This window comes from Tabrizicola thermarum (assembly GCF_003574395.1).
Lineage (GTDB): Bacteria > Pseudomonadota > Alphaproteobacteria > Rhodobacterales > Rhodobacteraceae > Tabrizicola > Tabrizicola thermarum.
Genome location: NZ_QMJY01000079.1, coordinates 131937 through 142357, shown reverse-complemented (window position 1 = coordinate 142357; position 10421 = coordinate 131937). Strand labels below are relative to the sequence as shown.

Genomic DNA, 10421 nt, shown 5'->3' with positions numbered 1-10421 from the left:
CACCATCCAGATGCAACCCCCGCCGATCCATCCCAAACCCCATCCCAACCTCAACTGTTGCGCTCCATTCTAGAGGTGAAGCGTTCTCAACCTGTTCACCGCGGCGCGGGTCGGGGCGGCGGCTGCATTGAGCGCCTTGCGGCGCAAGCCTTTTGTCTCGTCGTCGGGCTTCGCCTCCTCCTCGGTCGTTGGGGGCGCTTCGCCCCCCAGGCCCCCCGAGAGTATTTGCAGGAAGGGCAAGATCAGAGGGTTTTCAGGATCCTGTCCAGGGTCGTGAGAACCTGATCGACATGGGTGAGGTTGAACGGCAGCGGCGGGCGGATCTTGAGGCTGTCGCCTTTCGGGCCGGTCGAGCTGATGAGGATGCGGTTTTCGCGCAGCGCGTTGACGAGGCGCGCGGTGCGGGCGGGGTCGGGCTGGCCATCGGTCAGGATGGTCTGGCCGATGAAGAGACCGGCGCCGCGGGTTTCGCCCAGGGACTCATGGCGTTGCGCGAGGGACTTCAGGCCCTGCATGAAGGCGGCGCCGACGGTGGCGGCGTTGTCTTGCAGGGCTTCGTCGCGGATCACCTCAAGGACGGCAAGGCCCACGGCGGCGGCAACGGCATTTCCTCCGAAGGTGTTGAAATAGCGCGCCTTCTGGCCGAATTCGGCGATGGTTTCGGGTTTCAGCGCAAGGCCTGCGAGCGGGTAGCCGTTGCCCATCGGCTTGCCCATACTCACCATGTCGGGGATCAGCCCGTGGCGCTGGAAGCCCCAGAACCGGCTGCCGGTGCGGCCGAAGCCGGGCTGGACTTCGTCGGCGAGGAAGAGGCCTCCGCGCGCCCGGATCGCGGCGGCGGCGGGGGCGAGGAAGCCGGCGGGGTCGGGGTAGACCCCGTCCGAGGAGAAGATCGTGTCGACGATCAGGAGCGCGGGTCTGAGGCCCTGCGCGGCCATGCGGTCGCAGGCTTCGGTGACGGCTTGCGCGAAACCTGCGGCGATGCCCTTCGGGTAGTTTTCGGCTGACGGCGCGGGGATCGGGAACACCGTCGGGCCGGGGGCGACGGCGGGGCCGATCGACATCGACATCTCGGCGGTGGCCAGCGTGACGCCGTGGTAGGCGTTGTCGGTGACGATGACTCCGGTCCCGCCGGTCGCCGCGCGGGCGATGCGCAGGGCGAGGTCGTTCGCCTCGGACCCCGTGCAGGTGAACATGACGTGGGAGATTTCGGGGGGGAACAGGGCGAGAAGGCGCTCTGCATAGTCGAGGATGCCGTCGTGCAGGTAGCGGGTGTGGGTGGCGAGGGTTGCGGCCTGTCGGCTGAGGGCCTCGACCACGCGGGGGTGGCAATGGCCGACGGAAGCGACGTTGTTGTAGCAGTCGAGATAGGCGGTGCCGTCGGGGGCGTAGAGATGCACGCCTGCGCCGCGCACGAGGTGGACGGGGGTTTCGTAGAAGAGGCGGTAGGCGGGGCCGAGGGCCTTGGCGCGGCGTCGGGCGAGCGCCTCGTCGGCGGGCGAGAGGTGCCCGGCGCCGGGGGTGTAGGCGTTCAGCATGGTGGTCTGGCGGGTCATGACGGGCTTCCGCAGGCGGTGAGGAGGTGGGTGGCGAGGGCGGCGGGATCGGTCAGGGCGTCGAGGCCCGCGCGGGAGGTCGGGGCGTTGCGCAGGATATAGGCAGCGTTCTCGGGATAGCGGGCCGCGCGCCAGGCGGAGATGGTGAGGGTCGTCACCAGGCGGGCGGTGATGAGGTCGGGGAGGAGCCGGATCTCGTTTGCGCTGAGGGGGTTGGCGCGGTGGTAGGCCTGCGTCAAGGGGATCAGGAGCGCGGGCGGATCGCTGGGGTCGATCAGGTAGGAGGCGGCAACGGCGAGGTCGCAGATGCGGTGCGACAGGGTCATGTCGCCGAAGTCGAGGATGCCGGTGAGGCTGGTCGGATCGGCGGGATCGGCGAGGAGGTTGTGGGGGTTGAAATCGCCGTGGATCACCTGGCGCGGGAGGCGGGCGAGGGCCGGGGCGATATGGGTGGAGAAGCGCGCGAGGACGGCGGCGATCCCCGGCCGCAGGTCGTCCGGCAGGGCGTCGGTCAGGGGGGCGAGGTCGGCGGCGTTGCGGATGTCCCAGAGGAGGTGATGGTCCGCCGCCGGGTGGTGGAAGGTCGCCAGCGTGGCGTCGAGGCGGCCGAGCGCGCTGCCGATCGCGGCGGCAAGGGCCGGGCTGCGGGGCAGATGCGCAAGCGGCATGCCGGGGAGCCAGGTGAGGAGGCGAAGGGCGCCCTCTGGCGTGGGGACGATGGCGCGGCCGTCCTGGGCCGGGACGACGCGCGGGGTGGGCAGGTCGGGCGCCTGGTGGTCGGTGTGCAGGAGCGCCAGGGTCTGGAATTCGGTCAGCGCTGCGGGTTCGGCGGGGTTTGCGAGTTTCAGGGTGAAGCTGCCCCGGGCCGTGTCGAGGCGGTGGTTCTGGTCGCGCTCCGAGGTGAGGGGGTGCAGCGTGCCGGCGAGCTGCCAATGCGACCTTGCCAGTCCGGCAAGCGCCTGGACCGGGAGGCAGGGCGGGGGGAGCGAGAGGAGGCTGCCGGCGGGGTCTTGGGTCATGGGTCTGGGTCCGGGCCGCAGGATAGCCGTTGCCGCGCCGGGGACCAGCGGAATGTGCGTTGACATTGGTGAGTGATTTAGTCAGGATATAGCTGTAAGCCCAGCCAGCCCGGTCGGGGCGCGCCCGGTGTCAGTCAACTTGGCGGAGGTTTCCCATGTCTCGACATGATGCGGCCCGGGGGGTCGGTTTTCTGGATCTGTTCAGCCGGGCGGTGACGGGGTTGTTCCCGGGGCCGGTCCTGGAGGCACTGATCGCGCGGCTGGAGGATCGGCGATGAACGCGCAGGTGGATGTCTGGCTGACGACGGACGCGACCCCGGTGCATGACGCGCGGGTCCTGACCGAGGGCGGCTCGCTGGCGCGGATCGTGCTGGACGGGCAGGTCTATTCCTTGCGGATCACCCGGGCGGGGAAGCTGATCCTGACGAAATAGGGCGATTCGATGGGGCCGGGGCAAAATCCTTCGAAGGATTTTGCAAATCTTTTCGAAAAGATTTGCGCCCCTCAGCCGCCCGTGTGGCTCATGTGGCGGGTCACTTGCCCTGCGACCTTCTGGCGGGAATAGTCGAAGTCGTGGCCCCTGGGCTTACGGGCGATGGCGGCGCGGATGGCCTGTTCCAGCTGCGAGTCGTCGGGGCTGGCGCGGAGGGGGGCGCGGAGGTCGGCCATGTCCTCCTGGCCGAGGCACATGTAGAGTTCCCCGGTGCAGGTCAGCCGCACGCGATTGCAGCTTTCGCAGAAATTGTGCGTGAGCGGCGTGATGAAGCCGACCTTCTGGCCGGTTTCCTCGACGCGGACGTAGCGGGCGGGGCCGCCGGTCCGCTCGGCCAGGTCGGTGAGGGTGTAGCGGTCGGCGAGGCGCGCGCGCAGGTCCTTCAGCGGCCAGTACTGGTCGAGACGGAGGGGGGACATGTCCTCGCCCATCGGCATGACCTCGATGAAGGTGAGGTCATGGTCGTTGGCGGCGCACCAGTCGAGGAGGGGGAAGAGCTCGTCCTCGTTGAAGCCCTTCAGGGCGACGGCGTTGATCTTGACCCGCAGGCCTGCGGCCTTGGCGGCCTCGATTCCTTCCAGCACCTGGGGCAGGCGGCCCCAGCGGGTGATCCGGGCGAACTTGTCGGGGTCGAGCGTGTCGAGGCTGACGTTGATCCGGCGGACGCCGAGGTCGGCCAGCGGTCGGGCGAATTTCGCCAGCTGGCTGCCGTTGGTGGTCAGCGTCAGTTCCTTGAGCGCGCCGGTGGCGAGGTGGCGGGACATCGCCTGGAAGAAGGTCAGGATGCCCTTGCGCACCAGCGGCTCGCCCCCGGTGATGCGCAGTTTCCGCACGCCCATGCGGACGAAGGTGGAGCAGAGCCGGTCGAGTTCCTCGAGGCTGAGGAGGTCGGCCTTGGGCAGGAAGGTCATGTGTTCCGACATGCAGTAGGTGCAGCGGAAATCGCAGCGGTCGGTGACCGAGACGCGCAGGTAGCTGATCGCGCGGGCGAAGGGGTCGATGAGCGGCGTCATGGGCACAGCGTAGGCGGGTGCGAAGCTTCGCACAAGTCCGAGAGCGACGATTGCGGGGCGGCGGGCGGCGGGATAGGCTGACGGGCATGAAACAGCTTGTTCTGATCCCCGTGCTTGCCCTGGCCCTGTCGGGTTGTGCCCTGTTCGAGAAACAGGCGGGCGGGCCGAGGTCGATCACCGGCCCGGCCGAGCCCGCGCCGGCGACGGAGTTCGCCCCTGCGGTGGCGACCACGACCCTGGGCGCGCGGGCGGTGAGTGCCGAGGCGCTGGACAAGACCACGGCGGCCGAGAAGGCGGCGGCGCTGGCCGCCCCGGCCAAGGGGGGCGAGCGGGAGTTGGGGAAGGTGGTGGTCGCTCTGGGGCCGCCGGCCGAGCAGGGGATCTGGCTGTCCTCGGCGCTGGTGACGGAGAAGGCGCAGGGCCGCATCGTGACGGCGGCTGGCAAGTCCCTGGCGGTGGAGTTGCGGCCCGGCACGGGCGGGGCGCTCTTGTCGCTCGCGGCGTTCCAGGCGCTGGGGCTGAGCCTGACGGAGTTGCCGCAGGTGACGGTCTACGGGCCTTAGGGGCGGGTTTCAGATTGAGCGCTGGCGCGCGCGGCCTTTGTCTCGTCGTCGGGCTTCGCCTCCTCCTCGGCTGATGGGGGCGCTGCCCCCAAACCCCCGGAGTATTTGCGAAAAGAGCAGGTTGCGTGGAGGTCAGGCCGGCTGGGAGGCGAGGGCCTCGGCCAGGGTGCCGGAGAGGCGCCAGTCTGCGTCGAGGAGGAGGAGGTCGGCCAGGTCTCGGTTTTCGGGTGTGGCGAGGTCTCGGCGGTTCAGCAGCCGGGCGGGGGCCGATACGGCCATGTCGAGCGCGGTTTCGGGCGCGGTGCCGACCACGGTGATGAGGCGGCGCAGGCCCTCGGCCATGGTCACATGCGCGCCGGCGAGCGAGCCTTCGGCGTTCACGAGGCGGCCGTCCTTCAGCCAGATGTCCCGGCCGTAGAGGCGGAAATGGTCGGAGCCGCCGACGGTGCACATGGCGTCGGAGACAAGGAACATCCGGCCGGGAACGGGGCGCGCGCGGATGGCGAGGCCCACCATCTCGTCGGCGACATGGATGCCGTCGCAGATGATGCCCGCGTAGGCGGTGGAGTTGATGCAGGCCCCGGTCACGCCAGGGGCGCGGTTCAGCATCGGCGACATGGCGTTGAAGAGATGGGTGAAACAGCTGGCGCCCGCGTCGAGGAGGGCGCGCACGTCCTCGGCGGTGGCATCGGAATGGCCGATGGAGACGATCGCACCGAGAGCCGCGAGGCGGGCCACGTCCTGCGGGGTGGTGCTTTCCGGTGCGACGGTGATCTTGACGAAGATGTCGGCGGCCCGCAGGCGCCGGACATGGGAGAGTGTCGTCGCGTCGAAGGGGCGGATGTAGTCGGCGGCATGGGTGCCCCGGCGCGGGATCGAGAGGTGCGGGCCCTCGATGTGCAGGCCGAGGAGGCTGCGGTCGGGGTTGGGTTCGGCATGGGCGGCAAGGGTGGCCTCGACCGCGCGGGCGAGGACCTCTGGCGCGTCGGTGATGACGGTGGGCAGGATGCCGACGGTGCCGAAGCGGCGGTGCGCGGCGGCCATGGTGTGCAGCGCCTGCGGCGACGGGTCGTTGTTCAGCAGCGCGTCGCCGCCACCGTTGACCTGGAGATCGAGGAAGCCGGGCGTGAGGATTCCGCTCACGCGGCGCGTGGGGGCATCGGCGGGGGGCGTGCCGATGTGCAGGCTGCGGTTGCCCGCGATGGCGAGGGCCGCGCCGGGGCGCAAGGACTGGCCGTCGAAGATCGCGTCGGGGATCAGCCAGAGGTCGGGTTTGGCGCTCATGTCCTTGGTCCCGTGAAGAAATAGGGGCGCAGCGCGGTTTGCACCCGGGCGAGCGCCAGCGCGCGGGGCAGGGGATAGTGGCTGGCTCGGGCGCTGGCAATCTCGTCGGCGCGGAAATGCGCGGAAAGGAGCGGGTCGGGGAGGCGTTTGTCGGCAAGGTCGGTCAGCAGGCGCCGGACGGCTTCCTGCGCCTGCGGGGCGGGCCAATAGTAGCGGATGCGGTCGGCCAGGCCGAAGTGGCGTTGCAGGCGCTGGTCGGGGCCGTGGACATGGGCCTGCCAGTGGGTGGGATCGGCGAGCATCACCGCCTCCATCCTGTCGGGGAGGGAGGGGCCGGTGGCCCAGCCGGTCTGCGCGCGGATGGTGTCGAGGGCGTAGAGCGCCTCGCGCCAGGCGAAGGTGAGGGCGGGGCCGACCTTCTGGAAGGCGAAACCGAGTTCGGCGAGGCGGGGGTAGGCTTCGGCGTGCTGGTAGTCGGTGGAATGGGCCTCCAGGCAGGTCTGCGGCCAGTCCGTCAGGGCGGCGCGGAGGCCGGGGTCGCGGGCGAGGGGGAGGTGGTGGACCTCCATCGGGCTGAACTCGACGCCGGGCTGGACGACGAGGCCACCGATGAGGTCGAGGGGGATGTGGGCGGCGGTGAAGGCGTCGGCATGGGCGGCGAGGGTGGCCTTTGCGCTATCGGGGGTCGTCGGGGGGATGTCTCCGTGGTCGTCGGCTCTGGCGCCGCCGGGGGGCGGGACTTCGGTGCCGATGACGAACAGGAGTCTGCCGGGGTCGGGGGCGTTTTTCAGCGCGGTCGCGGCGAGGGCGGCGGAGCGGGTGGCAGTGATTGCGTCGGGAAGCTGGGCGGGTTCGCCCGCGCAGCCTTCGGAGCAGTCGAGGTGGAGCTTGGTGAAGCCCGCAGCGGCGTAGTCGGCGACCATGCGGTGGGCTTTTTCCATGGCCTGATCGGCGGGGAGCTTGCGCCAGGCTTGCGGGCCAAGGTGGTCGCCGCCGAAGAGGATGCGTTCATGCGTTACATGAGATCTGGCGGCTATTTCCTTGACGAAGCGTATGAAATCGGCGGGCTTCAGGCCGGTGTAGCCGCCGTCCTGGTTGACCTGGTTCGAAGTGGCCTCGATGACGATGGGCTGGTCGAGGGTCTCGGCCAGGGTGAGCGAGGCCTCGAGCGCGTCCGGGTGGGCGGTGCAGACCGAGGGGATGGCGATGGCCTCTCCGGCGCGGTTGCGGGCGATGATGGCGCGGAGGTCAGGCATCGCTGGCCTCGTTCAGGGCGTGGAGGGCGGCGCCGCGGGCGCCAGAGGCGTCGCCGCCTTCGGCGAGGCGGATCGAAGGGATCGGGAAGCCCTTCAGGGTGGCCTGTGTCAGGCGGTTTGTGAGGTCCACGGTGAGGCCGGGGGCCCGGGAGAGGCCGCCGCCGAGGACGATGACCTGGGGGTCGATGGTGAGGCAGAGGGTCATCAGGAACCCGGTCGCGAGGTCGAGCCAGATCTCCCAGGCCATGGCGAAGGCGGGGATGGTGGCGCGGTCGGCGACGATGGTTTCGGGGCTGTGCTGCGCGCCGGTGAGGTGGGCGACGATGCGGGACAGGCCGGGGGCGGAGAGGTAGGTCTCGGTGCAGCCTTCGCGGCCGCAGCCGCAGGAGAGGATGGGGAGGTTGTGGGCGGTGATCGGCGCGGCGGCGAGGGGGAAGTGGCCGAACTCGCCCCCGGTGGCAGCAGGGGAAGGGAGGAGACGGCCGCCGGTGACGACGCCGCCGGCGACCCCGGAGCCGAGGATGAGGCCGACGGCGGGATCGGCACCCATTGCGGCGCCAAGGGTGGCCTCGGACAGGGTGAGGGCGCGGCAGTCGTTGATCCAGGCGATCTTGCGGCCTGCGGCCTGGGCGATGTCTGCGGGAAAGGGCTTGCCGGTGGCGGGGAGGTTCGAGGTGAGGGCAAGGCCGGTCGCCGGGTTGACGAGGCCGGCGGCAGAGACGCCGATGGGGGCTTCGCCGTGCGCTTCGCACCAGCGGATCGCCTCGGCCATGGCCGTGACGAGGGCGGGGTAGTCCTTCGGCGTGGGCCAGCGGTTACGCGCCAACAGGGTCCAGTCGGCGGCGAAGACCTGCGCCTCGATCTTGGTGCCGCCGAGGTCGATGCCAGAGGCGATCGGGGCTGCGATCATGGCGTCACCGGGTGCAGCCGCACGCCCGAGACGACGCGGGTGAGGGTGCCCCGGCCGGCGAAGGGGTCGTCGACGTTCAGGCCAAGGGCGTCAGACCAGTGGACGGCGAGGAGTTGGGCGAGGGCGACATAGAGGGGGGCGGACCAGAGGTCGCCAAAGGGCTGCGGGATCTCGGGGGCGGTGACTCGGGACTGCGGGAACTGGGTGCGAAGCTCGGCCAGAAGGTCCTCGTCATAGGCGCGGGTGTGGGGGTCGGCGGAGCGGAAGAGCCAGAGGTCGGTGTCACCGACGGTGAAGCTTTTCGGGCCGTGGCGGAAGCCGAGGGTCGAGTCCCAGAGGGCCGGGGTCTGACCGGCTGTCAGTTCCATCACCTTGAGCGCGGCTTCACGGGCGGCGAAGGCGAGGGGGCCGGAGCCGAGGAAGACGGCACGCCCGGGGCGGCGGGCGGTTCTTGCGGCTTCGGTGAAGCTGGGGAGCAGGGTTTCGAGCGCGTCGGCGAGGGCGGCGAAGCGCCGGGCGGTGCCGTCGGCGGGCAGGCCGGTGTCGAAGATCGCGGCGGCGGTGAGGAGCATGGTGGAGAAGCTGGAGGTCATCGCGAAGCCCCGGTCGTGGGTGGCTTCGGGAAGGGTGATGACGCGGGCTTTCGGGTCGCGGCCAAGGGCAGAGGCGGCGTTGCAGGTGATGTTGAGGCGCGGCCATGTGGGGGCGAGGGTGTCCAGCGCGACGACGAGGCCGATGGATTCGGCGGAATTGCCGGAGCGGCCGAAGCTGACGATGAGTTTCGGGCTGCCACGCAGGTAGGCGTGGGGGCGGGCGACGATGTCGGTGGTGGGGACGGAGCGGAAGCGGGGGCCGGGTTGGCCCTCGAGACCCGCAGCGAGGATGTCGCCGATATAGGCGGAGGTTCCGGCGCCGCAGAACCAGACCTCCTGCGCGCCGGTCCCGCTGATCCAGGCGCTGAGGTCGGTCACGGGGAGTGCCGTGCCCCAGGCGGACCAGATTGCGGGCTGGGCGAGGATTTCGCGGAAGGTGGCGTGGCGGGTGAGGTCGGTCATTGCGGTGCTTCCTCGTCTGGCGGGGTGCCCCCCACCCCCGGCCCCTCCCCACGGGGGGGAGGGGAGGCGCCCGGGGCTGGCCTCGTGAGGTGCGGGAGGCCGGAGGGCGTCTGGCTGCGGGCGGCTTTGAAATCGAGCGCCTGCGGCGCAAGCCTTTTGTCTCGCCTCTGGCCTGCGGCCAACCGGCTCGGGGGTGCCTCCGGCGGGAGTATTTGGGGAAAAGAGCAAGGGGGGAGTGGGGGGGTCATCTTGTCTGCGTGACCTTGGAGAGGGTGGCGGGGCGGTCGGGGTCGTGGCCGAGGGCGAGGGCGGTTTGCAGGGCGAGGGGGTAGGTGAGGATGAGGAGCGCGGCGGCGGCGGCGGCGGGCGTGAGGGTGGTGGCGCCCGCGTCGGAAGGGCGGAGGCGGAAGACGGTGCCTCCCGCCGCCTTGAAGCGGGCCTCGGCTGTGTCGAGGCTGGGTTGGACGTCCGCCTGTTCGGTGTCGAGGATCAGGATCAGGAGGGGGTTGGTGACCAGTTGCAGGGGGCCGTGGAGGACCTCGGAGGAGGAGTAGGCCTCGGCGTGGAGGGCACAGCATTCCTTGAGTTTGAGGGCGAGTTCCTGAGCCGCGCCGAAGCCGGTGTCGCGGCCGATGACATAGACGTGGCTGGCGCGGAGGAGGGCGGCGAGAAGGGCTTTCTGCTGGGGGAGGTTCTTGCCCTTGAGGGTGGCGATGGTGGCGGCCGAGGCCTGCGCGCGGGGGGCGTAGCTGGGGGCGAGGGCGGAGAGGAGGGCCATGCCTGCACCGATGGCGCCGACAACGGATTTGGTCGCTGGAACAGCGAGTTCCGGGCCTGCGTTGATGCCGAGTGTGAGGTTTGCGGCCGCTTCGACCGGGCTGCCTGGGGCGTTGGTCAGGGCAAGGACGGTCGCGCCCATCGCCTTTGCGCCCTGGGCGGAGCGGACGAGGTCGGGGGAGGCGCCGGACTGGCTGACGACGAGGACGGCGGAGTCGGTGAGGCGGACGCCCTCGCCCAGCGAGAAGATCGAAGGGGGGAGCGAGGTGACGGGGAGGCGGGTTTCCCGCATCAGTTCGTAGGCGAGGATGTTGGCGGCGGCATCCGACGAGCCGCGGGCGACGGTGTAGATCGCGCGGAGATGGGTGAGGTCGGGCAGGGTGACGGGTTGCGCGACGGCTTCGGCGAAGACCTTGGGGGCTTGCGTGATTTCGCGCGCCATGTGCTGGCCGGCGTCGGGGGAGAGGTCGGTCATGGCAGGGTCCGGTCGGCTGT

Annotated in this window: 11 protein-coding genes; 3 read left to right on the top strand and 8 right to left on the bottom strand. The window is 70.4% G+C overall.

Annotated features, from left to right (window positions below; genetic code table 11):
* Positions 1-242: 242 nt before the first annotated feature.
* Both D5084_RS13540 and D5084_RS13535 read right to left on the bottom strand, forming a co-directional pair.
* Entirely contained in the window at positions 243-1556 is a 1314-nt protein-coding gene (locus tag D5084_RS13540; RefSeq protein ID WP_128516023.1) for an aspartate aminotransferase family protein, read from the bottom strand.
* The gene (locus tag D5084_RS13535; protein WP_162302439.1) at positions 1553-2575 is read right to left on the bottom strand and encodes a phosphotransferase; all 1023 of its coding nucleotides are present in this window, start codon (positions 2573-2575) and stop codon (positions 1553-1555) included. Before D5084_RS13535 ends, D5084_RS13540 begins: the two co-directional genes overlap by 4 nt.
* A gap of 155 nt (positions 2576-2730) precedes the next feature.
* Between D5084_RS13535 and D5084_RS18880 the strand changes: the two genes are divergently transcribed.
* Positions 2731-2853, top strand: a complete 123-nt coding sequence (locus D5084_RS18880; protein WP_274378898.1) for a hypothetical protein — start codon at positions 2731-2733, stop codon at positions 2851-2853.
* The gene (gene hemP / locus D5084_RS13530; RefSeq protein WP_128516021.1) at positions 2850-3008 is read left to right on the top strand and encodes a hemin uptake protein HemP; all 159 of its coding nucleotides are present in this window, start codon (positions 2850-2852) and stop codon (positions 3006-3008) included. Before D5084_RS18880 ends, hemP begins: the two co-directional genes overlap by 4 nt.
* A 71-nt stretch (positions 3009-3079) precedes the next feature.
* Here the strand turns inward: hemP and moaA are convergent, their stop codons facing one another.
* Positions 3080-4081 (bottom strand): GTP 3',8-cyclase MoaA, encoded by a 1002-nt coding sequence (gene moaA, locus D5084_RS13525; protein WP_128516020.1) that lies wholly within the window; start codon positions 4079-4081, stop codon positions 3080-3082.
* Positions 4082-4167: 86 nt separating this feature from the next.
* On the opposite strand from moaA, the gene D5084_RS13520 reads away from it, so the two are divergent.
* Entirely contained in the window at positions 4168-4644 is a 477-nt protein-coding gene (locus tag D5084_RS13520) for a hypothetical protein (protein WP_128516019.1), read from the top strand.
* Between the two features lie 132 nt (positions 4645-4776).
* On the opposite strand, the gene D5084_RS13515 is transcribed toward D5084_RS13520, so the two are convergent.
* From D5084_RS13515 to D5084_RS13495, 5 genes are all read right to left on the bottom strand, one after another.
* Entirely contained in the window at positions 4777-5928 is a 1152-nt protein-coding gene (locus tag D5084_RS13515) for an N-acetylglucosamine-6-phosphate deacetylase (RefSeq protein WP_128516018.1), read from the bottom strand.
* A complete protein-coding gene (locus tag D5084_RS13510) occupies positions 5925-7184 on the bottom strand; it encodes a class II D-tagatose-bisphosphate aldolase non-catalytic subunit (protein WP_128516017.1) in 1260 nt (419 codons plus the stop codon). Before D5084_RS13510 ends, D5084_RS13515 begins: the two co-directional genes overlap by 4 nt.
* Positions 7177-8094, bottom strand: a complete 918-nt coding sequence (locus D5084_RS13505; protein ID WP_128516016.1) for an ROK family protein — start codon at positions 8092-8094, stop codon at positions 7177-7179. The genes D5084_RS13510 and D5084_RS13505 overlap by 8 nt, the downstream gene beginning before the upstream one ends.
* Complete coding sequence (locus tag D5084_RS13500) at positions 8091-9149, bottom strand: AgaS family sugar isomerase (RefSeq protein WP_128516015.1); 1059 nt, start codon at positions 9147-9149, stop codon at positions 8091-8093. The genes D5084_RS13505 and D5084_RS13500 overlap by 4 nt, the downstream gene beginning before the upstream one ends.
* Positions 9150-9393: 244 nt before the next feature.
* Positions 9394-10401, bottom strand: a complete 1008-nt coding sequence (locus D5084_RS13495; protein WP_238382649.1) for an SIS domain-containing protein — start codon at positions 10399-10401, stop codon at positions 9394-9396.
* Positions 10402-10421: the final 20 nt, after the last annotated feature.

Bases quoted from the DNA above. Each gene is read 5' to 3' on its own strand.
- moaA (WP_128516020.1), bottom strand. From the start codon at position 4,081: ATGACGCCGCTCATCGACCCCTTCGCCCGCGCGATCAGCTACCTGCGC.
- hemP (WP_128516021.1), top strand. From the start codon at position 2,850: ATGAACGCGCAGGTGGATGTCTGGCTGACGACGGACGCGACCCCGGTG.
- D5084_RS13500 (WP_128516015.1), bottom strand. From the start codon at position 9,149: ATGACCGACCTCACCCGCCACGCCACCTTCCGCGAAATCCTCGCCCAG.
- D5084_RS18880 (WP_274378898.1), top strand. From the start codon at position 2,731: ATGTCTCGACATGATGCGGCCCGGGGGGTCGGTTTTCTGGATCTGTTC.
- D5084_RS13495 (WP_238382649.1), bottom strand. From the start codon at position 10,401: ATGACCGACCTCTCCCCCGACGCCGGCCAGCACATGGCGCGCGAAATC.
- D5084_RS13515 (WP_128516018.1), bottom strand. From the start codon at position 5,928: ATGAGCGCCAAACCCGACCTCTGGCTGATCCCCGACGCGATCTTCGAC.
- D5084_RS13535 (WP_162302439.1), bottom strand. From the start codon at position 2,575: ATGACCCAAGACCCCGCCGGCAGCCTCCTCTCGCTCCCCCCGCCCTGC.
- D5084_RS13540 (WP_128516023.1), bottom strand. From the start codon at position 1,556: ATGACCCGCCAGACCACCATGCTGAACGCCTACACCCCCGGCGCCGGG.
- D5084_RS13505 (WP_128516016.1), bottom strand. From the start codon at position 8,094: ATGATCGCAGCCCCGATCGCCTCTGGCATCGACCTCGGCGGCACCAAG.
- D5084_RS13510 (WP_128516017.1), bottom strand. From the start codon at position 7,184: ATGCCTGACCTCCGCGCCATCATCGCCCGCAACCGCGCCGGAGAGGCC.
- D5084_RS13520 (WP_128516019.1), top strand. From the start codon at position 4,168: ATGAAACAGCTTGTTCTGATCCCCGTGCTTGCCCTGGCCCTGTCGGGT.